The organism is Vibrio sp. 10N.222.54.A3 (assembly GCF_041474095.1).
Taxonomy (GTDB): Bacteria; Pseudomonadota; Gammaproteobacteria; order Enterobacterales; family Vibrionaceae; genus Vibrio; species Vibrio crassostreae_C.
The window spans coordinates 1-20999 of sequence record NZ_JBFRTN010000078.1 but is presented as its reverse complement, the minus strand read 5'-3'; the positions used below and the strand labels follow the sequence as shown (position 1 = coordinate 20999).

Sequence of the window (20999 nt, the reverse complement as noted above, 5' to 3'; positions counted from 1 at the left end):
CTATCAAAGAGAACGCTGTCAAAACTCAAGTCTCGACAGCAGTAAACCATTCACTCGCACACAATACCATCCCCGTCTCGGTCAGACATGAAGGCGTATGCTGGGTGATGCGCCGTTACTGGTGCAATCCCATGATTTCGAGCTTCTGCGCAAGTGATTCGTCCATTGTTGTTATCGTCATACATTGACAACGCATCTCCCGTCGTTTGGCTGATGTATTCGCTAGGCGTACTTCCTGCAGGTGGGTAAAACACCATCTCAAACGACTGACAATTCTGGATAACACTCTCCAACGTGTTTACTTCGACAGGGTTTACACTAAGACCGTACTTAGTTTTTATTTGAATGACACGTTGCGCAAACCAACATTGGTTTCTTGGTGGTAACCACTCGCCTGCATCCAAACCGCATTTCCCTGTAGCGCTACAACGGTTCACGGCTGGGGATGCAAGAGTTAAGTTCAATAGATCGGTTGCAAATGCTTTTCTCGTTTCTGTGCTCGCAGAACAGAGTCCACTATCATGCCCCTCACTCGCAGCAACAATATGCTCAATGTCTGTCTCAGACGTCGACTGGTAGTAGATTCCAGTATATGGACCGTAAATATGGCCTTCCATACTTTCCACTATCGCGTGCTCTACAGAGGCTGGGTAAGGATACTGAGTATCCTTGTCATAGGGTGAGCAACGATGCTCTTCCGCAACAACCAACCCACGCCACATTTCATTTCCTAAAGATGAAAACGAAACGAGCAAAGCAGTTACATAAATTAGATTACGAACAATCCTTATCATAACTTTCTCCAAGATGATAACTAACGTTACATTGTCACTAAAACTATGACCAACAGCTAGACAATATCTGTGACCACAGTCGTTGGCCTTTCTTATGACCGCGTATATCGACGACTTTCACGGTAACAGGCGTGCCTACGAGTTCGGTTTCATATTTCTTGCAGGTCTTTATGTTATATAAGTTTCCAGACGCATTAGCCAGTGAGATGCCCAATTCTTTTGACAACCCTGCCGCAGTGTAATGTCCACCGGACTCCAACATAAACGCCGCCACCTCTTGAGTGCTCATTTTATCCTGTGTCTCGCCTGTAGTACTTAAGATGCCTGAATTCATAACCGTCATACCCCTTTATATTGACCAGCATCATATTCGCGCATGATATTGGTCGCTGTGAGCTCAGATACCTCTATTTCTCCGTCTATACCACGAGTCTGATCTGAAAAACGGACACGGAGTGTTTCGCCAGTATCTTCGATAACTTTTGCATGTATTTGCTGGCCACTCGATGAATACCCTCGACCAGTGTTAAACGTGATTTCACTTTCTTTTGTCTGCATATCAACTCCTGAAATTGGATTTAACCTGGATATACAACATCGATCGGGTTTGTTAAGGACTAGCTCGCTTGAGCCATCACTATATTTGGCTGCGGCCATTGTTATGCTGGATTGTTCATGATTGAATGGAAAACCTAAAAAATTTCAACTCACTGTTTTATGGGCAGTATATTGGAGATGACATTCATGTCGAAGCAATTGAAGGACGGCGGGTTGCAATACGTATCTCGCATATTGACTAATAAATATAATGTTTCATTTTCAACTCTTATACTCATTGATGCTACGAGAAACGGTAACTTAATGACTGTGATAGCCGCACTTTACGGAATCGAAAGCAGCAGTGGTCAGTCATACCAATTCCTTAGTGATACCGTTAAGCATGCCAACAAGAAAGCAACGCTACCAATTTTCCAAATCACGAATATGACCAGACATGACTTAATAGAAATGGGAATAGAACCGATTTCCGGAAGGCGTCCACGCTGGCTATCGTTAACCAAATACGGAACGACTATCCTGAAAGAATACGACAAACTGATGTATGAATAAGGCTCCCACATTGAGAGCCATATCATTACTATCTTTTGTTTAACACGCGCTATTTAATCGGGATCGACTCACGTTTTGTCGGCTTCTCATTGTAGTGAATTTTCACGATGTGGTTATTCTCTAACCTTTGTTCAGCCATCAGATTACGATACTGTTTATAGGATTTTCGCTTAAGCAAACACTGATTAATGTAGACAGCAAATTTATACACGGTGATGACAAGCCAGTTTTTGGGCTTCTTATTCACATCGACGACCGCATGACTTAATTTTATCTTTATTAGTAGTTCCCACAACTTCCCACTAATTACGTGAGTGTTGACGCTGAGTGATTGAAATTCACTACCATTCAACGCGTCAGTGAACATCGTCATCTCTCTGATCAATTGATCTTTTTTACCTTTTATTGGTTTGTAAGGATCTGTTAAATGGAGGGTTATATCTGATGAGCGTTTCCAACCATTTGTGAGTGGATACCACTCCAGCATCAATAACTCGGTTCTACCGAATACTAATTTTATCGGTGATATCGTCACCCAAGCCATGAACACTAGCAATAGAACAAGAACATAATCCCAGCCCGATGATAAGCAAAGCCATAGATTCTCTAAGGTCACATTCTCGCTATACCTTTTATTGATAAAGGTGTCGGCCCAATGAAATTCATCAAGAGCAAACAAGAGTAGATAAAAAACAGAGAACTTCGTCATTTGTTTGGCCGTCTTACAGAAACGGTGTAAATATTCGGAATGAAACATAGAGAGGTTTGTGTGCGTCGGATCATCGAGCACAATCTTTTCATAGGCGATGTTTTTAATGGCTTTAGCCTGTAAGAGAAAGACGCCCATTGCGACTATGAACACATAATCACCAAAATAACAGGAGATTAAGATACACAGAGCCGGAATGATGAATTTCAGGTTTTGAATAACTACCGTGATGACGTTCATCACGTAATAAGTTAAGAGTGAGCAAGTTTGCTTTAACATAAGAATGTATTCCTTTTGATTTAAACCTACTCAATTTTTCTGAGATTCCAAAATTTTTTTTCATATTCCTCAAAACTACCGTGTACTCACTTTGGGTGATGCTATTGTTGGTACTTCAATGCACTTAACTCACAGGAGAGAGATATGATTTCATGGTCAAATTTGGATGACGGCACTTACGAACTAAAAATTAGTGATGCGTTTAATATGGTGCTCTACCCATCAGCTGGCTATGCCATCGCGACGGGTGTCGATAGGAAGATCAGTTTATTTGGCTCGACTCTTGAAGAGCAGAAGCAAGATGTTCAAAGAGCGGTAGTCGCTATACTGTTAGACATCGCGAAAAAGGTGTCGCCGGATGATGTTAGGTACGGTCGTTAACTAACTTTCTCTGTATCCACATAGAGAGCACACATATCGTGCATAGAATGAGTGAAATATCGGCTAGAGATTTGGTATCGACGCTTAACAATGAAGAAACAGGTTCGACATACATCATGACGACCAAGAGAGTAAAGGCGACTGTCAGCCTCTTATAACCTCTTCCAATAGACATACGCATAACCTTTACTCCATGTTCCAATTTTTGATGGAAAGCAACCCAATTGGCCCTTCTGCTAAACTGTAGATGACGGCCCAGAGCTTCCACGAAATGCTTTCGTGTGGGTTCTTAATCCATACGAGAATTGCGGGAGCGGTGCCGCATCCAACCCAAAACCCAAATGTGATATAGAAGATCACCAATAACCATAGTTCTTGCATAAAGTTGAGCTCCTTTAAGTGTCTAGCGCCTTTTCCTCGACGCATTCTTGATGCGCTACTGACAATTGCTTGGTTTAGAGATGCTTCACAACAACCGCATTTTCACCGACCTTTGTATTGCAATAAGGGCATCGAGAAAAGCAATCAACACCTATGTTCTCAAGCACTTTCACTGGCAACTTATTCGTCATACAAGGCTCATTTTGTTTTTAACCAATAATTGTATACAATAACATAATACGTTATTTAAGAGTCTTCCAGAATGACAAACCGCAACGCTGATTGGGTGCGATTCTTCAAATTAGAAGAACAGTTCTTCGACGATGTGATCTCTTCTTCAAGTGAAGTGGAGTCATTTGGTTCGCATTGCTACCCAAAATACATTGAAGAATTTACTGAATCGGGCCATCTTCGTCTGACCAAACCTCAACATATTCGATGGATAGGTCACGTCAATGGCGATCTGGACCTATTCGATAAACTTCAAAAACAAGCGGAAGAAATTTATGACTTACACCAATCTCTAACGCTTTCTGAAAAAAGATGCTCTCGTGAACCGATATTTTTATCGGACGCGACGCGTATCGGTGTTTACAAAAACGTTGCACACTCTTCAAATCTAATCACCAGTACTGAAGAAGTGAGTTTAGTTCGAGGTAAATATACCGCTACGCCAGCTGATGACATTCAGAAATACAACGAAATGCGAGAGGAACTGATTAGACTCGGCTTTAGCACAGCTATAGTGTCGTTGGCTCCAGTAACACTGTCACTGAAAGTAAGCACAAAAGAACTAGTTAACCATTTTGGTCGCGAAGATATTGTGTACCGGAGACAAACCGGTCACCAATACCGCAGCCGAGTATATTCGGATCGAAAATCCAAGCCGATGAAGCTTGGGTTCTTTATTAGTTTGAATCCAATTACTTATCACTCAGTTGTCTCTCCCAGAGAGTCACGCGAAGACTCGTACCTAAACAGCGGTGAAGCCATTCCATTCGTTGGCCCATGCGACGGTGAGTTTTGGATCAGTAAGACCTCATAATACCCCTTATGAGGTCACTTAACCGATTACGCTTGCTCTTCTACGTCAGATGATTCGGTAGACTTCTTCTCTTCAACCATCTTTTTCGTTCCGCCAATAGTCAACAGTAGACCCGCTAAAGTTGGAAGTAGCTGAAACATCGCGAGGTTTTTGACATCAGTTGGAAGACTGTTTCCCAAGACGACTTCTTTTACAAACTCAAAAAGCGGGTAACCACTCGTTGCTGCTTGAAAAAACAGAGACATTCCACAACACAGCATTAATATCAAGCCAATGCATGTAATTCGAAAGTTAAATTTCTTCATATTCTTGTTCATCATTTCTAAATACCTTATGTCTACTGACTGTTTGTGTTCAATTCAGTTATACACGGCCCAATGTCTCCTTTTACAAATTAGCGACACGAATATCGAAAGTTATTTGACAAACCCTACCGGCTAATACTGGCTCCATGGAGCCGTTTGGGGACCTCCACCCCCTTAGTTATGTCAATTTAATCGCATAGATCGGCCTGCTTATTTGAATTTCTTTGCTCGATGCTGAGTTATTCTCGGTTTACATAGCCGATCTCCGACATCGTGCGCAGCAAAAGAAAACTGGAGTAAATCATGACGACCAATACGACTTCGCCCTCCCCAGAAATAAGTAGCACTGTCCGGTTAGTGGCCGCGTTAAAAGTGTTAGGTGTAACAGATGAGACGCCCTTGCATTTACGCCAACTGCTCATCAGTAGCATCTTGTCGGTTGCTAGGTTTAATGCTGACGTCGATTTAATTGATATTTGTGAGGCTTCATTGGATCGCTTGCGTACCGAGCTCAAGGACAATATCAGCGAAAGCTCGGGCTCACCGATTCATTAATTGGAGGAACAATCCATGAAATTCAATACAAAGTACCTTCTTTCTTGCGTGGCCATAAACTGGTTAATGTCCATCGGTGTCGCTAATGCTGAGTCAGATAAAGTGAATTTGCATACATGGAAGCAGTACGGCGAAGCTGCGTCAGGAGACTGGACGGTGAGTTCAGATGGCCAAAGTGTCTACCAAAGCATCAACGGACACCCCACTGCGTTTATGAGTGCAACCAAATACGAATATCGAACCTTCAAAGGGGTTATTCAAGTAGATGCGGGAGCTGGAGACGATGACTACATCGGGTTCATTTATGGCGATCCTACTGCTGGTGGTTTTTACCTCTTCTCATGGAAAAAACTGCCAACCAGCGCAGACAATGGATTCAGTTTAATTTATTTCGATGGCACCTTAGATGAGATGAAATCATATGGCTGGACGGTTCATGATGTTGAACAAGGCCAAAACACCATCTTGGGTAAGAAGCGAAATGTAGAATGGATGCATGGCCAGCCCTACCAATTTGAAATGCAGCTATTTCCGAATCGGATCGTGACCAAGTTAGATGGCGCTACAATCTTTGACGTCAATGATCTAACCGTTGCACCGGGATATTTCGGCTTCTTCAACTGGTCACAAGGGAATGTGCGTTATAACTCCATTCAGCAACTGTATCCACCTATCGCTGAACACAAGACTGGCGATATATCACAAGGGACTCCTTTTACGGTGGCCGGGACTTGGACAGACAAAAACCCAACCGACTCTCACACCTGCATGGTAAGCCAGCAACCGTATTATGGTTTAGTGACGATGACGCCCCCATGCACCTTTACCTATACCCCATCACCAGATAATGATGGCATTCAGACATTCAAATATAGAGTGACTGACGAGTCGAACTTGTTTACAGACGGGATTGTCGATGTGAATGTACGTTCGAGTGGAACATCTTTCACGTTGCCACCACACCTTATATCTGGACAAGAAAAAAATGTCTTCACCCAAATCAAGTCAACGAAGACTGACGGAAAGCCCGTGGTCAATATAATCAATAAGCCTAACTTTATGCGATTAAATGACTTGGGTGTCATCGAAATGAATCCGACGGATGATGATCTTGGGATGCATCACGACATCACCTTTGAAACGAGCGATGGCCTCTCGACGTACAATGCAGGCACATTTGATATTCAGGTCATACCCTCGACAAACAATGACTACTTGAACCAAAACTTCGAAATTATCACCTCTGACGTGCAGCTGCTGAATTTGGACAATACGCCTCACACACTAGTCACCATTCCAGCACTTGAAAGTGGTGAAGGAAATTTAGTGGAAGGCCCACATGAGGCTTTAATCACCGCTGATGCCAGTAACACCCATGACATGATGGTTGGTGATAAGATTGCCGCACCAGGTGATACGGTATCTATCACGGTCAACCTTGATAAAACAGGGACAGCTTTACCCATTTTCTATTTTACTCCGGATGCAGAAATAGCGAACTTTAGCATTGAATTCCCTTGGATCGACTCACCTCATGATTGGCGATACGTCGTTCAGAGAACTTGCTCAGACGCCGATTCAAATCGATGTGATCGGACATTGGAGATGGACCGGTTGAAAGCACCAACTGGCAACTTGCAAGTCTTTCTCAGAAAGAGTGCCAATGCTGAGTATCATAGTTATGGTTTTGCTGACCCTTCCACTTGGCGCGATTCCGATTTGGACGAACACCTTGCGACACTCAGTGAAGGTGACATAATGGCCATCAACATCAATCAGAAATCAGATGCACTGAACGACTTCATCAATCAAGTTATCACACAGTTTGGTGATGGCGATTTGAGTAATAAGCTATCAAATATTGAAGACCAAGCGATATTGCTCTATCGAATTGGAAGTGGAGTAAAAGAATATAAAACACAAAAGAGTACACGCTGGGGGACATCTGCAGTGACATGGTTGAGTTTGAACCAGTAACAGATGGAAGATGAAAAAAATTGCTCCCAATGGGAGCAATTTTTGTTTTAGTTAAAATTGTTCTGGTACTCGAATACCATGACTACGTAACAACCTGATGAGGTTGGACTGCACGTAAGCCAAAGTACATTCGCACCCTTCAAAATAACCTTTGTCGATAGCCAAACTGGTATTTCGACGAAGTTTTTTGTTTTGTTCATCTTCTCGGAACTCAAATAAGAGCGCCTTTAGATCATCTTCTAAGCTGTTTGTTTGAGTTGGGGCTGTTTCATTCGCTACAGATTCCGAAGCTTGAAGTTTCATCCATGACCAAACATAGCTTTTGTTAGACTGCATTGATTCAGCAAATCTTCCGATAGTCCTTATGGATTGATGTTTCGCATACTTAGACCATAGGGGCTTGGCCAATTCATCAGTCAGGAATGGGACAAACTTAATTGACATCGTTTCTTGTATGTTTTCATTCGAAGCACGTAGTGGAACGATTAACGTATCCCCAAATTCGACAAATGAATGAGACGCAGCCATTAAGAACTCAATTGAGTAGTTTCTGGTCGGTGTAAGTAACCCGTGTTTGCTCGTATCGTAATCAAAATGATTATCGTGACGTCGTAAGCACAAGTACTCATGAAAGGCAGTACTAAACTTACATGGGGTAAGAGAGTTATTAATCATAACCCACTCAGCATCTATCACTTTATTGAACATGAGAACGCTCCTCTTTCTTTACTTCCAAACCCATCACGACAGGTAAAAAAGTACGTTGAAACTGACCAGCCACCAGCACGTCGCCAACGTAAATAAATTGGGAACCGGCATGTTCAGCTGTTTCAGGAGTGAAATTAGGGTTAGGTACGAATTGACGAGTGCATTCAAGTGCAACAACGGTCCAATCACTGGACATTGCGAACTCTTTGCTCTGTTGAGTCGTGTAACCTTGGTTGAGGTAATGCTGGTAACTTTCCTCGACTAAGAATTCATCACGAATCGTAAGTTGTTCACCAACAGGGATCGTCTCTGCACCAAATTGACAATCTGCAATTACAGTGGAAGATGACAAGCCAATGATGCAAGTGAGTGCAAATTTGCTCATTAGGTTACAATTCAAATTTGCTGGTTTTGTTGTGAAAGACATAGTAATTCCTCGGTATATTTCGTGCGTAAGCACATGGGGTTTAGTAAGTGCAGATGTCATTTTTTAGAATGAATATCGATTTCTGAACTGCATGATTTAAGGACCACCTCAAGATTCTCTTCGGGGATCTCGTTAACTAGGCGACCTAAAAAATATTCCACAACGACGGCTACATCAGCACCTTCTAGATGCATTGCGACCGGTTCTGCCATGGCTTTTTCTGTCATTTCAATATTCATAATCACACCTGTTGCTGTGAGGGTAGTTGTCTAATTTTCCAAGCGATTCCTTGCGGGAATGACCTAGCGTAGCGATACACATTTCCTGCTTCTGTATCTTCAAACATTTTCTTCTTCACCTTGCCGTTTATCTTGTAGAACAAGATAAAGTCAGCAAACTTACTTATTGGGATATTTCGTGGCATGAGTTAGCTCCTCCAAGAACTGGAATTCGAGACGTAGTAGGCCACCACACGGGTTAGCTAATATGTCCCGTGTTGGGTTAGGTTTATTGGGGTTTAGATGGGATCTATCCGTTGGTGTTTGTTGGGTTACAAACTCCGAGCGATGGGTTACTTCTTGAGAAGGGGTTGTATAACGTCATCTTGAAAAAGATGGTCTATACGAGCAATGATGCAGTCGCCTGCGTAACTATCTATTTGGGCACTTTTAGCTTTCAAATCATTGAATGATTGATAGGTATCAGTGAGTAAATTTGATGGTGGTCTATTGAGCAATTTAATGCGTCTGACAGATTTAATAAGACTGATCTCGATGTCTACTAAAGCTGACAGTTGTTCGAAAGTAGTCATGTGGTATCTCCATTTATTCAATGGTCAACAATGAGAGAAAATCACTAAATCAAAACTTCGACAATTGGCACACTGACGTAGCCAGTTCTGCATGATTTTCCAGTTAATTTAATAATTCCAGCCTCGACAAGAACATCTTCAATTCCAGTGTTTTCACTGTAGTTTTTGATGCAGGTTTCATTTGTCAGTAGGTTGGCATTACTAACACAGGTTGTTGCAACACAAATTCGTTCACCGGGAAAGGTGTCGTTGTTAATGTTGTCATCGGTTTCAGCAGCAATCAGCTCAAGCGCAATTACACCGTTAGCGTAATGACGTTTAGCAATGCAGCAATCAAAACCAAGGAAGTTAAGTACATTCATATCTGGACTCCAGTTATTCATGGGACTATTTGGTGTGTAAACAAGATTTGTACGGGAACGTTGGTAACTCAGAGAGAGTTATTAGGGGCAGTCAAAAGACTGATTACATTTCAGATGGCGTAATAACCAGGTGAGTTAGAGGAATTTCCTCGCTGCCCATTGGACAGTGTGTTACTCAGTTTGCCCTTGTACTATGGCAAAGTAATCAGTGACTGTTTCCAATTAGTCAGCTTATTTTGCTTGTTTTGAGTACGCGTGCTTTCTAACCATTGCAGATAGCGCACACGTACATCGTGACCGAGGTTTCAATCATTACCTATTCAAATCGATATAGTTCTCATGAAGATTGATGACTATTATCGCTGGACAATAAGTTTGAAACTTTTCTACGTCCCAAAGCGTGTGTCTAGGTACTACCAGAATCCAATACTGACCATAAAGATCAATGCATAGACTCAATCAACGTAATGACTGGAACGTCACATTGCCTCTAGTTATCTCTTCATGAACTTTCGGGCGGTGCTTAAAATTGACTAAAACTTCATACTCTTGCCCAAATTCAACATTGTCACCAAATGGACCTATAATAGCCTTTACATTTGTATCAACTGGAACCTCGATTACACATATTTTTATGGGCTTCGTATAACCATTTTTCAATGCGTGGTAAATCGCGATGTAAGGAGACAAAGTTGTAGACACAGGTTTGGTCCAGTCATCATTTTCATTTTCAGAACAGACACCGCGAAACAAAATCTGACCTTTGGCTAATGAAAGACCTTTCTCCTGTATTTCCATATCTAAATTAATGAAATCATCGACATTGAAACCTCTATAGTTTCTCTGAAATAGTTTAAATATCGGGGTATCACCGTTACTGGCCATACTCTCCTGCCATTGATTCAAAACATTTGAACTTTTAAGGAATTCTTCATACTTAATACATTTATTAGGTTTTTTGTGGGTACTAGGGTCAATGTGATATCCATAAAGCCCTGAAAACATGTCTAAACAACTTTCCAGACTACCGTCCCAACCAAGTAGCTCAACATCAAATTTATCTATCAGTACCCCCTCCATCGAAAAATATAAAGCACTTAAAAGTCACCTTGTTAACTAAACTCAGCCAATCGAATAAGCTGGCGACTAGGTAAACTAGTTTGCCATTCGAGTAACTACTTCCTTATATATATGTCCATATCCCTCTGAACCGCGTCTCAGTAAGTAACTAAAATCTACCGGTCTTGTATCATAAACTTCGAATGTGTCATGAAAAGCGCTATCGCGACCAACAAATACTTTCTCCAAACAATCGTCAAACTGATCAGCAGTGATGTCGACAACAATAGTTTCATTCACCGTTAACCAAACATGGTTATTTTCACTGTACTCGCATTCCGGAGATGGACGTTTGCCGACTGACTGTACAACGTTAACAGCATATTTATCTCTCAAATAGAGTCCCAAAATTACACTAGATACCTCACACGAACCTGAAGGAAACCTTTGAAGCTCAACATCAACATAGGTTGACTCTGAAACGACCTTCTTAATCACTTTCCGGACCAGGGTGGCCACTGTTTTTAGTTCTGATACTTGCACTTAATCTCCTTATCAATCATTAGCTAATTCCTTATATTGGGAATTTTTCGCGATTGAATTTCGTCTATGTTGCGGTCATCAAATATAAAACTCAACCAATATCAATCTATGATGTGTGTCGAAAGATAATATATTTGAAGAGCTCAAGAACTATCACTATCATAATTGCCATTCTTTATAATATTTTCAGTTAGTTAGAAAAGGAAGTGGTGAATGAGAAGCGTTGTTAGTGATGATAAAATCACGGATTTTAGGGAGTTAGTGAACTCAAACTCTAGCTTTGTGTATCAAATCTACAAAGATAAAGGCGGTAAGAACCTTTTTAACCTCGTTTGCTCTGCTATGGATTGGATCACTGTTTCTGTTAGGCACTTAGAAAATGCACCTGAGTTTGACAAGAATATAGATAGTAGATGTATGCAGGTCTACTCTCTTATCTCTTCAATAGACCTCATTTTCGAGTCAATCAAACAACTCCATCGAGTGTTTATGAATGACAATAAAGATCCGTTTCATGGTGAAAAGAAATGCTTCAAAGCTCGCCTCTTCCCTAATGAAGATGACAATAATTACTTTAAAACTATTAGGGCGTGTTTCGGTGCTCACCCAGTAAATCTTAATCAAGAGAATTCAAAGCGATTCGCAAGTTGGCCATTTACAAGCAGTTTCAACACTGGCGACCTGAGTGTTCATTTGTACAGTCGAGATGTGGGCAAAGAGGACTTAACGTTAAACCTGAATATCAATGAGCTGTTCGAATTTCTCAAGATACGATATGAGTACCTAGATGTTATCGCTGATAGGATTGAAACGCTGTTTGTTGAGTACCAACACAAACTTTCAAAAGAAAAAATTGAGACTAAACCTGATCCTTTAGAACAACTCTATGTTCTTCGCACTGAGTCAGAAAAAAGATTAGATAACGAAGACTATAATGGAGAGATTGATGACCTCATTATGATTTTTGAAGCGGAAGTAACTGACGCTGACCTTGTACCATTAGCTGATAAGTATAAAGAATCCCTCCTACCTCTGATTGAAGAGATTAAGACGAATCTACAAGAAATGAACATCGTTGACCTAGCAACCATTAGTGTACTGAGATTAAGATCTGACCTTAATAAAGAATTACGATACGAACTCGGAAAGTTCTACACTTGGGTTCACAGTGGTAGGTATGATCCGCTACTCGAATACTATTTTGAAAGGTTCGACGCTTCTACTGATGGTAAGTTCAAGTTCACCAAAACTGATGACATCAAACTTGCGTTTCTTAAAACAAAACTTATGCTCACTGAAAGGTGTGAATAAGTTGGCTTTGCCCTTTTCTTTAGCTGCTCAATACTTTTGAATATCAAAGTGACCTCAACATTACTGTTTCAACTTTGGACTGTATCTCATTAAGGGGCAAAGCCTTCTCAGAACACTGCTAAACCAAAATGGCAAACTCGCTCACGCCACTTGAACGGGAAAATCAAGCATGAAAGGTGAATGCTTTAACTGCACTCAAACTTACTATCATAAATGCCCCCTAGTGTATCGTCGGTTGAGTGTTAGGCAGCGAGTTCAGGTTGTGTTCAATTTGTTCAGCATCCGACATCTTACTGGCGATGTAGTGTTGGGTCCCCTCTTGTCGTGTTATCGGATCGATATTGATGATTTTGAGGTTGCCTGGAATGATGGCAGAACCAAATTTGGTAGATAGGTATTCGAGCTTATGAAAGATTTGAATCACTGCGGCTGCACAGTTGAGAGGCTTAACCTCTTCGAGATAATAAGTGTAATGATCGAGAGGATTGCTACGTTCTGTATGCTTTTCACAATATGCCTGCATGAGCTCCATAGTTAACGCACCAGTACCGCAAAATGGTTCATAGACCTCGTTATCATTGAGCCCCATCATTTGCTCTAAAAAATCGTCATCTTGATGATTGTTCATTCGTTTCGTCTTTGTATTCACACCTAACTCAATCAGAATGTCCCCGATTGGATCACTGTACCCATTAAGCATTGCATTGCTTAACAACTGTGCAAGCTCTACCACCCCATCTTGTACTGATTCTTTAGAATCTAACCTTGTAGTCACTTTGTGCTGATTAGTATGCGCAAAGGCCCAATAGAAGACAAAATCAGAGAAGGATTTGGAATGGCTGTCGTCAAGGTTCCAACTGGTGATGATATTCAGTGCTTGGTTGATCGTGTCCTGTTTATTCATGTGCGCTAACCCATTTAAGTTCTTGATAGTCGGTTAAAACGGTTATGCAACATACGAATGCGGATTTAGGAAGTATTTCAAAGAAATTGAAATTTAGGGTGAAGCGATATGGCTGGATGTGTCAAAGCGGATGGAAATGGTGGATGAAAAGCCACCGATCGGGTGACTTTTCATCTTAACTACAAGGTATGCAGCTACTTATTCAGGTAACGTGTCGAGAAACACATTTTACCTCCTAAGTCTTTTAAGCGGCCATCGAGTTCTTGACGACGCTTTTTTTCAGCTTCACAACTTTTGCAGGTTCCCATCTCACGCTGGCCATGTTTAGTGGTGCGCTTGACGTGCCAAAATTCTTTAGTGAGCGGAAAAAAGTGATTGCATAAGGTACATCGTTTTTCAATACCAATGGCAGTCAATTTCATTTTTCCTAGCTGAGAGTTTTTACGCAAAATGTTGTCAGTAATTGCAAAATGGCAGGTGTCTAGTGACATCGCGATATTGGCAATTGGTACTTCAAACTTTTTGGCAATTTCATTTATCGGCATATCTTCTTTGGATAACGCTTTAATTAAGATATGGTCGGTATCATCTAAATAGGTTGATTCCACGATAGATTCCTCCAATTTTGAGGGATCTATCCCTATGAGGGAAGATCCCTCACGGGTAGTGGTGGGTTGTATCAAGGTTTGGGGTTAAATGAAGTAACCTTGATATGGACAGCTCTCAGAAGCAGGGTAATCACTGTATTGCTTACCTTTTCTGAAACTGAATTTTAATGGGTATTTAACTGGTGCTAATTGCAGGTCAGTTCTCAAATGCGATGGGAGATCGTTTGGTCTAATTTCCTCGCCGTTCACGATAATGAAATCGGAAAAAGCTTGGAATTGGGTAAACTCGCGTTCAAGCAGTGCAGGGTTCACCTGTCTTAGCACATCCAACTCATTCTCTTTAATGAATAGATGGTTATCGTATTCAAAAGAGTCTAAGCCAAAGGCCAATTTTATCCCCAGAGTTCGGAGCTCATCGTCGTCGTATGAGTTCGTGACTGTCGTTGGCAAATTATGTTTCGCTAACCATGTATAAGCATCAACACCTCCGAAAACACCATAACCTTCATAAGCCGGTTCATATATTGGGTCTTCGTTGTTTGGTTGGAGCATGTACACTGGACGACACTTCTCAGTACACGTATTAAAGATTGACTGTTTTGTGTCAGCGGTTTTGAAAGAAAAAAAGCCCATAATGTGTTCCTCTGCATAAGGTGGTTAACCTATGAGGCACACAACTCCCCTACGGGACGTATGCCCCAAAGGGAGTAAAAGGAAGATTCCTTTAAGATTGGTTACTTCGTTAAGAAGTCAGCAATAATGCTCATGGCATCTTGCGTATTTTTGATGACTGCTGCGGCGCTAGTGTCTCCGTGGTCCGAAGCGTCATACCAAATATCAGCAACAGCGCCATCTTGAAGAGCTTCAACCTCAGTTTTAGGCACAGTGCCGAGAAATGATTTCAAGATGTATAACGCTGAACTGTGCAATGTATCTGCACGGTCAGAAATCATCTTTTCAACCAACTCTGCGCTGATGTCTTCAACGGCTTCACACTTATTGTCTTCAATGAATTCGAGCAACTTGGCTTTATCATCGAGCAATTCAGAATCAATAACTTCACTAAGGTACGCGCCAGCGGCCTCAAGATAGAAGTATTTCGATGCTGTTAAGTTGTCTAGAAACTCCAAAACGGATCGAGGGGCTTCAACATCTTGCGATGTAGGTGTTAGTTCATTCATGGTATACCTCTTGAAATGAGGGGACCGCCCTAATGGGTATCGGACCCACAGGGGGTTAAGCTATAAATAGCTTCGCAATTAAGTCAGCTAAACTGATTATCCCTAAAAGAAATCCAATCAAACCTAAACGAAAGGAAAGCTTTACATTGAGATCTGGGAACGTCCAAAACCATCTTGTTATGTCCCACCAGTCAGCTGTATTCACAGACAAACGAACGTCTTTATTAAAGGTCACACCAAGTTCATTTACACCATCGTAATCGATAGCAATATATTCCTTGTTCAGCCCTTTAATCTTGCCGCCATTCCCCATGCAATATCGGATTATCCATTGACCATTCTCTTTGTTGGTGATTCGAATTGCCGTTCGTCTTTTTAGCTTTAAGCTTCCAAAACCAACACGACTGTTTTCGAATCGAACAATTGAATGAGACAGGCCAGAGTCTTGATCAGGTAAACGCAGAACACGTTGAGCAATCATAAAGCTGTGACCATCGTGTATTCGACGACATGGACGTTGAATATCTAAAGTTTTGCGATTCATCAGTTTGCCTCCGTCAGTTCAATCGAACGCTGAATACAAAGAGACATAAACGCAGCCATGACTGGATGATTTAGATCTTCGAACCAACGTTGCCATGACTTCCAGCTAGAGTTTTCATCTAAGCTACATTCCGCAAGAGCAGAAGAATGCACGCAAGCATGGCTCAGTAATTGAGTGACTTTGCGTACCAGTGTTTCTTGATATCGAATACCCGTCACATCGAAAGGAAGTTTGCACGAAAGCTGTTCGGCTTCTTCGGTTTCAATCGGAAAGATATCGTCATTTTTTATCAAGAACGCTTGATGACTTGCTTCAAAACAAAATGTCACGAAGTGTGGATTCACGCCTTTTCCAATTGGAAACAAGACACTGCCACAAGGCTTTACAACCCAGAGAAATTGGGTGGTTGGGTTATCACGGCGAGTACGATTCAAGCTACGCGCATCAGCTTCAATATCATCAATCGCAACGATTGGTAATCCGAAGGGTTTTGCTGCAGTTAAAAGCATATCTGAAGTGATCATATTCAGTTCCTCCAAGAACTATTAAGGTTTTGAAGGGACAACTTCCCACAGGGAAGAAAGTCCCTGCTAATGGGTAAGATGTAAGGGTTGAGCTATATAGCTCTTTGCTTGACTAGACCTAGACTCGGGCTAGTCGTGCTGAATGCACGTTTGCCAAAAAAACGAATCGATAGTTCTTGAAACAGGTACATTTCAAACATCGACTCAGGGCTAAATGAGCAATATAACTTGCGAGTACCAAACCAACTTCTTTCCATGATGTCAGCACCAAAGCTGGATACAATCGATTCAAACTGCTTGAGTTTGTACTGATCTTCCCAGGTTGTAGGTTTGACGATCCAAAAAGACATGGAATGACAATAAGGCATAGCCTCATAACTCACTGCTTGCTTGAATGCCAATCGTAATGATTTAAGCCAGCCTTCAGGGGTTGCCCATCGACCATTAGGCTTTAAATCGCCACTTTCAACACTTCGGCACCATTCACATCCGTATTTTTGGAATAGTGAATACTCAGTGTCGACACCGCAATACATCCAATCTCGGGTGCGCTTTCCTGACTCTGTATCAACACAATTGGACGGACCAATTAAGAGTTGAAGCATGTACAAGTTATCCGTTGAGATGATCTTGAACCGTCTGAAAAGTTCGGCATCGATATCGTAATCGCTCATAGTTGAACAATTGATATTGAAATGTTTGAGTAGGAAATCTTTCTTTTGTTGACTTACTACATCTGCAGGACAGAACGTAGCAAATTTCTCATAGATGATTTCATATGACATAAGGGTTTCCTCCATAGGAATTGGGGATACAAGTTCAATGTCTTTGATTGACGTTGAGTTTGTTGGGGTTATGGGTAATTAAGGTAGTTCGATGTCAATGTCTGATTGCGAATCAACGCAACAAACAAGTATTTCACCGTCTTGCTTATATCCAATAGGGTCATTTAAGTAAGTAGGAGTGCCAGTAGCTTTGAGACGACAAGCGCCACAGTAACCATTTCGGCATTCAGAATTTACTTTGTATCCAGCTCTTTCTAGTGCGACAAGCGCCGTACAAGAATCAGTTGGAATGGGTGTGTTGTTAACTCGCATAATAAACCTCGAATAAATCTCCAGCAGGCATGCAAATACCAAGAGAACGACCGTTGTCCCATTGCATATGCAATGTTCCCATGTCGTCGATACGCTTGATTTGACCAAGTTCTCCTGCATCAATTGGGTCAATATCGTTCATGTGAATCATCTTGATGATGTCACCAGGTTTAAGCGATTGCTTGATCAAGTCGGTACTTGGAACAAATACAGTCTCAGCCAGAAACCAACTGTCTAAAGCAATGTTATCGTGGTATTTCTGATCTAAAAGAAATGGGACATTGAGTAATCCATTTGATGTAGTTCGGAAATGTTCACGGCCAGTAAGCTCAAGAGAGGCGTTGATCCAACGGACAGCGCATTGCGCTATTTGTAGGTCCAACGGGTTGTCGTTGCAGATATAACGAGTCATAGAAGACGCATAGTTTGCTAAAGCTGCATCAATAATAGAGTTGCGCATGGTCATTCCTCCAAGGAATAAAGGAACAAACGCAACCTATGGTAATAGGGCTCGTATTGTTCCCTATAGGTAGGTTTTTGTGACTTGGGGTTCAAAGTCAATGGGGACATGTCATAAGACAAGAGGATATTGCAACAGCATCCTAACTGGATGAGGAATTATCACTTTAATAAAGTGAAAAATTTCTCGGGTTAATCAATTACAGTTAACATCATTTCTGGCTTCATTTTGCCAATTACTGACTGAGTTTTGCCTGTTTACGTACCACTTGTATTTTTATCCACTAATGGCTTAACAGTAGCCTCAAGGTTGATTTCCGTTGTTTCGTTCCATCTTTTATCGGCACGACCGCTTTTACTTGCAGTAAGATCCACCCTAACCTCTCCGACTCTTCAACGACGATGCTTTCATACGTTGCCTCAATTTGACTTCGCGCTTTGTCCATATTCGGGAACTGTAGCTCTGAAAGCCCCGTGATGTGTTTACCATCGACTGTGTACCAAGACCCAATGACCATCAGACCCTCCTTTGTTTACGTCGTTATACAGCGCCCCATGACTTCTTGAGCTTTTTTGCATTTAGACCAGCGGTAAATGGTGTAAATGCAAAAAGCCTCCCCGAAGGAAGGCTAGTGCTTATTTAAGCGACATCGTTAAATACTCTATCGAGATACCCAACAGGTGTCAGCTTGTTTTTGGCTAAGTAACCGATGAAATTCTGATAACCAGAATCACACCACTCATCAAGCCAGTCTTGTGATTTTGCCATCTCCTTGATAGGACTCGGTGGAGTTGCAATGGTCACTTTGCAGTGATTCATATTTTTCTCTACACGTTCCTTCAATGACAAGGCAGCTCTGTCTCCTTCCGGCATGTCTTTTCCTTTTGTAAGGCGATCTTTATCTTTAAAAATAACCAAGTCGGTTACTTCGAAAGGAATATCGATCAGCTCCATTAAAGTAGAAGAGATACCTGACCAAACAGGAATGCTCTCAGCATGCTGGCAAGCCAAACAGGTTTCAGGACCTTCTCCAACACCTAACACTATTCGTGTATTACCCATTTCGTCTTTACAGATTAAAGGCATACCAAACTGTATTGATGCACCGCGAGGATCCTCTATAGGTGACATTTGCATCTTAGGGTTATCAAGTAACGGTGATTTATCTGAGCCATCGTCATTCAAAAAAATTCGATGAAAAGCAATCGCCTCACCTTTCAAATTTTGAATGTATAAAACAATGCCTGGTAAATACACTTCGTTGCTTTGTGAGTCCCACATTTTAAGATTTGAATGAAACCCAACGTTGCAAGGTATTTGAATGTCACCTAATCCGCGAGATACCAAGTAGTTAATACCTATTTCGGATTCAGTGACAGACAATGCCTCATGCTCAACCTTTTGCAAAATCCATTGGCGTTTGCTTATAGCTTCAGGACTCAGAACAGCTTTCTCTTCTTTTTGGGCGGCTACGGCCTTCACTTCTCGCTGAGAAATGTTGTCTGTAGACTCCCCCAAAATATCTAAGATAATGTCCATCGCCTTCGATTTATTACAATTTTCAAGCCAAGCGACCATATCAATGCCATCACCAATACGACCCTTACCATTGTAATAACCGCCACCAGACTCGTTCCAATCTTTGTACAAGCGAAAGACAGTTTTGCCTTTGCCAGTGAATGGATCTGATACAGCTTTAGAAACGCCATTTGAAGATTTTCGCATCGCCTCAGTCAGTTCACCGTAACATTTGAACACTGAGGACCAGCCACCATGACGCATCACTAACGCATGTACATCTTGGATTTTTGATCTTCTATAATTGCTCATTTTGACCTCCTAAAAGGAACGCTCCGAAGAGCGTCACAGTTACGTTTAACTAATTTCAATCGATGACAACAAGTTCTGTTGAATCATGTCATCCAACACAGCGGGAAGGTCATCAGCATCCTGTATCACTTGATAATTTGGAATGCCTCCGTACCTTGATTCGCATATATTGATTGACGCAACATCAATCCCTTCGGCAGTACATTGCTGCACCTCAGTTTCAACCGCATGTATATCAGCTGGACAACCATCAGTAACAACAAGTAATTGCTTTCTGCTTGCCATATCGAGCTTTTTAAACTCTTTACGTGCAGCTAAGACAGCCCTATTTGTTTCTGTCCCATCAGCAGCGCCAACACCTATTCGCGGATAGCATTGCATCATAGACTCATTGAATGACTTTCCGATATAAGTGCTCCTATTGAAATACAACACTGATACTGGTACATCCAACTCTTCAAGTGCAGTCGCAACCGATAAAGCGGCTTTCTGAGCAACTTCCAATCGACAGTAGCCAGTGCGATCACCAACGCTATCTTTGACAGGTACACCCATTGAACCAGAAATATCAATCGCAATAACGAATGACGATTTATGAGTCTCAACGATATCTTCTGTATAAAAGATTCGACTGTTCCCGGCAGGTACACCCGCAAGTAAATCACAATCAAAATCGCTACCAGATTCATCGTACATGATGGGTACAGCCTCTTTAGCCCACATCTGCGATTCGATAATACGTTTAATCGCACGAGCGCCTGAGTTAACACTGTTTTGGATTGGCACAGATAACATACGCGCATTTAGCTCTGGCGTGACGTTGTACTGGCAGATGTCTTCATAAGATGCTGGATTCTCTGAAGCATGCTTATTAATCGCCTTGTTTATAAGGTCATGTAGATCGACTAATGCTTCACCCAAACTCTGAAACTCTTCATCCGTTAATGGATTACGTTTGGAAGAGCCTTGAGCTGAACCTGAGCCCTGACCATCTGAATCATCATCTGAATCTGAACCGGAGCCCTGACCATCTGAATCATCGTCTGAATCTGAACCGGAGCCCTGACCATCTGAATCATCATCTGAATCTGAAC

Annotated in this window: 31 protein-coding genes; 6 read left to right on the top strand and 25 right to left on the bottom strand. The window is 41.7% G+C overall.

What is annotated here, in order from left to right:
• Positions 1-50: 50 nt before the first annotated feature.
• On the bottom strand, positions 51-722 hold the full coding sequence (locus AB4507_RS16835; protein ID WP_372182994.1) for an excalibur calcium-binding domain-containing protein: 672 nt from the start codon (positions 720-722) through the stop codon (positions 51-53).
• A gap of 411 nt (positions 723-1133) precedes the next feature.
• The gene (locus AB4507_RS16830) at positions 1134-1352 is read right to left on the bottom strand and encodes a hypothetical protein (RefSeq protein ID WP_102305822.1); all 219 of its coding nucleotides are present in this window, start codon (positions 1350-1352) and stop codon (positions 1134-1136) included.
• Between the two features lie 303 nt (positions 1353-1655).
• Here AB4507_RS16830 and AB4507_RS16825 point away from each other — a divergent pair, with 303 nt between their 5' ends.
• Complete coding sequence (locus AB4507_RS16825; protein WP_133150992.1) at positions 1656-1904, top strand: hypothetical protein; 249 nt, start codon at positions 1656-1658, stop codon at positions 1902-1904.
• Positions 1905-1953: 49 nt separating this feature from the next.
• On the opposite strand, the gene AB4507_RS16820 is transcribed toward AB4507_RS16825, so the two are convergent.
• Positions 1954-2892 (bottom strand): hypothetical protein, encoded by a 939-nt coding sequence (locus tag AB4507_RS16820; RefSeq protein ID WP_372182993.1) that lies wholly within the window; start codon positions 2890-2892, stop codon positions 1954-1956.
• 144 nt (positions 2893-3036) lie between these two features.
• Between AB4507_RS16820 and AB4507_RS16815 the strand changes: the two genes are divergently transcribed.
• On the top strand, positions 3037-3273 hold the full coding sequence (locus AB4507_RS16815; protein ID WP_372182992.1) for a hypothetical protein: 237 nt from the start codon (positions 3037-3039) through the stop codon (positions 3271-3273).
• Between the two features lie 186 nt (positions 3274-3459).
• Here AB4507_RS16815 and AB4507_RS16810 read toward each other — a convergent pair whose 3' ends face one another.
• Entirely contained in the window at positions 3460-3654 is a 195-nt protein-coding gene (locus AB4507_RS16810; RefSeq protein WP_372182991.1) for a hypothetical protein, read from the bottom strand.
• Between the two features lie 262 nt (positions 3655-3916).
• Between AB4507_RS16810 and AB4507_RS16805 the strand changes: the two genes are divergently transcribed.
• Positions 3917-4699 (top strand): hypothetical protein, encoded by a 783-nt coding sequence (locus AB4507_RS16805; protein WP_372182990.1) that lies wholly within the window; start codon positions 3917-3919, stop codon positions 4697-4699.
• A gap of 26 nt (positions 4700-4725) precedes the next feature.
• Here the strand turns inward: AB4507_RS16805 and AB4507_RS16800 are convergent, their stop codons facing one another.
• Entirely contained in the window at positions 4726-5019 is a 294-nt protein-coding gene (locus AB4507_RS16800; RefSeq protein WP_372182989.1) for a hypothetical protein, read from the bottom strand.
• Between the two features lie 288 nt (positions 5020-5307).
• Between AB4507_RS16800 and AB4507_RS16795 the strand changes: the two genes are divergently transcribed.
• Positions 5308-5559: a hypothetical protein gene (locus tag AB4507_RS16795; RefSeq protein ID WP_372134425.1), complete on the top strand. Its 252-nt coding sequence runs from the start codon at positions 5308-5310 to the stop codon at positions 5557-5559.
• Positions 5560-5661: 102 nt separating this feature from the next.
• Positions 5662-7536: an Ig-like domain-containing protein gene (locus AB4507_RS16790; protein ID WP_372182988.1), complete on the top strand. Its 1875-nt coding sequence runs from the start codon at positions 5662-5664 to the stop codon at positions 7534-7536.
• A 51-nt stretch (positions 7537-7587) separates the two neighbouring features.
• Here the strand turns inward: AB4507_RS16790 and AB4507_RS16785 are convergent, their stop codons facing one another.
• The 8 genes from AB4507_RS16785 to AB4507_RS16750 all read right to left on the bottom strand — a co-directional run bounded on the left by AB4507_RS16785 (position 7588) and on the right by AB4507_RS16750 (position 11446).
• Positions 7588-8244, bottom strand: a complete 657-nt coding sequence (locus tag AB4507_RS16785) for a hypothetical protein (RefSeq protein WP_136987169.1) — start codon at positions 8242-8244, stop codon at positions 7588-7590.
• Positions 8234-8671, bottom strand: coding sequence for a hypothetical protein (locus tag AB4507_RS16780; RefSeq protein WP_102305814.1), 438 nt, complete (start codon positions 8669-8671; stop codon positions 8234-8236). The genes AB4507_RS16785 and AB4507_RS16780 overlap by 11 nt, the downstream gene beginning before the upstream one ends.
• Before the next feature lie 56 nt (positions 8672-8727).
• Positions 8728-8910 carry a hypothetical protein gene (locus tag AB4507_RS16775; RefSeq protein WP_102423482.1) on the bottom strand — a complete coding sequence of 61 codons (183 nt, stop codon included), beginning with the start codon at positions 8908-8910 and terminating at the stop codon, positions 8728-8730.
• Positions 8911-8912: 2 nt separating this feature from the next.
• Positions 8913-9095 (bottom strand): hypothetical protein, encoded by a 183-nt coding sequence (locus AB4507_RS16770; RefSeq protein ID WP_136987171.1) that lies wholly within the window; start codon positions 9093-9095, stop codon positions 8913-8915.
• Positions 9096-9242: 147 nt separating this feature from the next.
• Complete coding sequence (locus tag AB4507_RS16765; protein WP_136987172.1) at positions 9243-9482, bottom strand: hypothetical protein; 240 nt, start codon at positions 9480-9482, stop codon at positions 9243-9245.
• 44 nt (positions 9483-9526) lie between these two features.
• On the bottom strand, positions 9527-9844 hold the full coding sequence (locus AB4507_RS16760) for a hypothetical protein (RefSeq protein ID WP_231904591.1): 318 nt from the start codon (positions 9842-9844) through the stop codon (positions 9527-9529).
• 459 nt (positions 9845-10303) lie between these two features.
• Positions 10304-10849 carry a hypothetical protein gene (locus tag AB4507_RS16755; protein WP_372182987.1) on the bottom strand — a complete coding sequence of 182 codons (546 nt, stop codon included), beginning with the start codon at positions 10847-10849 and terminating at the stop codon, positions 10304-10306.
• A gap of 150 nt (positions 10850-10999) precedes the next feature.
• Positions 11000-11446: a hypothetical protein gene (locus tag AB4507_RS16750; RefSeq protein WP_372182986.1), complete on the bottom strand. Its 447-nt coding sequence runs from the start codon at positions 11444-11446 to the stop codon at positions 11000-11002.
• 213 nt (positions 11447-11659) lie between these two features.
• Between AB4507_RS16750 and AB4507_RS16745 the strand changes: the two genes are divergently transcribed.
• Positions 11660-12757, top strand: coding sequence for a hypothetical protein (locus AB4507_RS16745; RefSeq protein ID WP_372182985.1), 1098 nt, complete (start codon positions 11660-11662; stop codon positions 12755-12757).
• A 220-nt stretch (positions 12758-12977) separates the two neighbouring features.
• Here AB4507_RS16745 and AB4507_RS16740 read toward each other — a convergent pair whose 3' ends face one another.
• The 12 genes from AB4507_RS16740 to AB4507_RS16685 form a co-directional block, all read right to left on the bottom strand.
• Positions 12978-13661, bottom strand: coding sequence for a hypothetical protein (locus AB4507_RS16740; protein ID WP_154723916.1), 684 nt, complete (start codon positions 13659-13661; stop codon positions 12978-12980).
• A 194-nt stretch (positions 13662-13855) separates the two neighbouring features.
• A complete protein-coding gene (locus tag AB4507_RS16735) occupies positions 13856-14269 on the bottom strand; it encodes a hypothetical protein (RefSeq protein WP_081231386.1) in 414 nt (137 codons plus the stop codon).
• 84 nt (positions 14270-14353) lie between these two features.
• Entirely contained in the window at positions 14354-14902 is a 549-nt protein-coding gene (locus AB4507_RS16730) for a hypothetical protein (protein WP_154724110.1), read from the bottom strand.
• A 101-nt stretch (positions 14903-15003) separates the two neighbouring features.
• A complete protein-coding gene (locus tag AB4507_RS16725) occupies positions 15004-15450 on the bottom strand; it encodes a hypothetical protein (protein WP_081231384.1) in 447 nt (148 codons plus the stop codon).
• Between the two features lie 55 nt (positions 15451-15505).
• Complete coding sequence (locus AB4507_RS16720; RefSeq protein ID WP_372182984.1) at positions 15506-15994, bottom strand: hypothetical protein; 489 nt, start codon at positions 15992-15994, stop codon at positions 15506-15508.
• On the bottom strand, positions 15994-16518 hold the full coding sequence (locus tag AB4507_RS16715) for a hypothetical protein (RefSeq protein WP_081231382.1): 525 nt from the start codon (positions 16516-16518) through the stop codon (positions 15994-15996). Before AB4507_RS16715 ends, AB4507_RS16720 begins: the two co-directional genes overlap by 1 nt.
• A gap of 92 nt (positions 16519-16610) precedes the next feature.
• Complete coding sequence (locus AB4507_RS16710; RefSeq protein ID WP_136987179.1) at positions 16611-17303, bottom strand: hypothetical protein; 693 nt, start codon at positions 17301-17303, stop codon at positions 16611-16613.
• A 78-nt stretch (positions 17304-17381) separates the two neighbouring features.
• Positions 17382-17615, bottom strand: coding sequence for a 2Fe-2S iron-sulfur cluster-binding protein (locus tag AB4507_RS16705; protein ID WP_081231380.1), 234 nt, complete (start codon positions 17613-17615; stop codon positions 17382-17384).
• Positions 17605-18075, bottom strand: coding sequence for a DUF4314 domain-containing protein (locus AB4507_RS16700; protein WP_372182983.1), 471 nt, complete (start codon positions 18073-18075; stop codon positions 17605-17607). Before AB4507_RS16700 ends, AB4507_RS16705 begins: the two co-directional genes overlap by 11 nt.
• Positions 18076-18358: 283 nt before the next feature.
• The gene (locus AB4507_RS16695) at positions 18359-18592 is read right to left on the bottom strand and encodes a hypothetical protein (RefSeq protein ID WP_372182982.1); all 234 of its coding nucleotides are present in this window, start codon (positions 18590-18592) and stop codon (positions 18359-18361) included.
• A 122-nt stretch (positions 18593-18714) separates the two neighbouring features.
• On the bottom strand, positions 18715-19905 hold the full coding sequence (locus AB4507_RS16690; protein WP_372182981.1) for a toprim domain-containing protein: 1191 nt from the start codon (positions 19903-19905) through the stop codon (positions 18715-18717).
• A 45-nt stretch (positions 19906-19950) separates the two neighbouring features.
• A partial coding sequence (locus AB4507_RS16685; RefSeq protein WP_372182980.1) for a hypothetical protein occupies positions 19951-20999 on the bottom strand: 1049 nt, incomplete at its 5' end.

Coding starts and splice junctions, on each gene's coding strand:
- AB4507_RS16780 (WP_102305814.1), bottom strand. CDS start 8,671: ATGTCTTTCACAACAAAACCAGCAAATTTGAATTGTAACCTAATGAGC.
- AB4507_RS16815 (WP_372182992.1), top strand. CDS start 3,037: ATGATTTCATGGTCAAATTTGGATGACGGCACTTACGAACTAAAAATT.
- AB4507_RS16710 (WP_136987179.1), bottom strand. CDS start 17,303: ATGTCATATGAAATCATCTATGAGAAATTTGCTACGTTCTGTCCTGCA.
- AB4507_RS16755 (WP_372182987.1), bottom strand. CDS start 10,849: ATGTTTTCAGGGCTTTATGGATATCACATTGACCCTAGTACCCACAAA.
- AB4507_RS16700 (WP_372182983.1), bottom strand. CDS start 18,075: ATGCGCAACTCTATTATTGATGCAGCTTTAGCAAACTATGCGTCTTCT.
- AB4507_RS16830 (WP_102305822.1), bottom strand. CDS start 1,352: ATGCAGACAAAAGAAAGTGAAATCACGTTTAACACTGGTCGAGGGTAT.
- AB4507_RS16825 (WP_133150992.1), top strand. CDS start 1,656: ATGACTGTGATAGCCGCACTTTACGGAATCGAAAGCAGCAGTGGTCAG.
- AB4507_RS16810 (WP_372182991.1), bottom strand. CDS start 3,654: ATGCAAGAACTATGGTTATTGGTGATCTTCTATATCACATTTGGGTTT.
- AB4507_RS16695 (WP_372182982.1), bottom strand. CDS start 18,592: ATGGTCATTGGGTCTTGGTACACAGTCGATGGTAAACACATCACGGGG.
- AB4507_RS16835 (WP_372182994.1), bottom strand. CDS start 722: ATGTGGCGTGGGTTGGTTGTTGCGGAAGAGCATCGTTGCTCACCCTAT.
- AB4507_RS16760 (WP_231904591.1), bottom strand. CDS start 9,844: ATGAATGTACTTAACTTCCTTGGTTTTGATTGCTGCATTGCTAAACGT.
- AB4507_RS16765 (WP_136987172.1), bottom strand. CDS start 9,482: ATGACTACTTTCGAACAACTGTCAGCTTTAGTAGACATCGAGATCAGT.
- AB4507_RS16730 (WP_154724110.1), bottom strand. CDS start 14,902: ATGGGCTTTTTTTCTTTCAAAACCGCTGACACAAAACAGTCAATCTTT.
- AB4507_RS16740 (WP_154723916.1), bottom strand. CDS start 13,661: ATGAATAAACAGGACACGATCAACCAAGCACTGAATATCATCACCAGT.
- AB4507_RS16775 (WP_102423482.1), bottom strand. CDS start 8,910: ATGAATATTGAAATGACAGAAAAAGCCATGGCAGAACCGGTCGCAATG.
- AB4507_RS16705 (WP_081231380.1), bottom strand. CDS start 17,615: ATGCGAGTTAACAACACACCCATTCCAACTGATTCTTGTACGGCGCTT.
- AB4507_RS16795 (WP_372134425.1), top strand. CDS start 5,308: ATGACGACCAATACGACTTCGCCCTCCCCAGAAATAAGTAGCACTGTC.
- AB4507_RS16770 (WP_136987171.1), bottom strand. CDS start 9,095: ATGCCACGAAATATCCCAATAAGTAAGTTTGCTGACTTTATCTTGTTC.
- AB4507_RS16720 (WP_372182984.1), bottom strand. CDS start 15,994: ATGAATCGCAAAACTTTAGATATTCAACGTCCATGTCGTCGAATACAC.
- AB4507_RS16725 (WP_081231384.1), bottom strand. CDS start 15,450: ATGAATGAACTAACACCTACATCGCAAGATGTTGAAGCCCCTCGATCC.
- AB4507_RS16800 (WP_372182989.1), bottom strand. CDS start 5,019: ATGATGAACAAGAATATGAAGAAATTTAACTTTCGAATTACATGCATT.
- AB4507_RS16715 (WP_081231382.1), bottom strand. CDS start 16,518: ATGATCACTTCAGATATGCTTTTAACTGCAGCAAAACCCTTCGGATTA.
- AB4507_RS16690 (WP_372182981.1), bottom strand. CDS start 19,905: ATGAGCAATTATAGAAGATCAAAAATCCAAGATGTACATGCGTTAGTG.
- AB4507_RS16805 (WP_372182990.1), top strand. CDS start 3,917: ATGACAAACCGCAACGCTGATTGGGTGCGATTCTTCAAATTAGAAGAA.
- AB4507_RS16745 (WP_372182985.1), top strand. CDS start 11,660: ATGAGAAGCGTTGTTAGTGATGATAAAATCACGGATTTTAGGGAGTTA.
- AB4507_RS16820 (WP_372182993.1), bottom strand. CDS start 2,892: ATGTTAAAGCAAACTTGCTCACTCTTAACTTATTACGTGATGAACGTC.
- AB4507_RS16785 (WP_136987169.1), bottom strand. CDS start 8,244: ATGTTCAATAAAGTGATAGATGCTGAGTGGGTTATGATTAATAACTCT.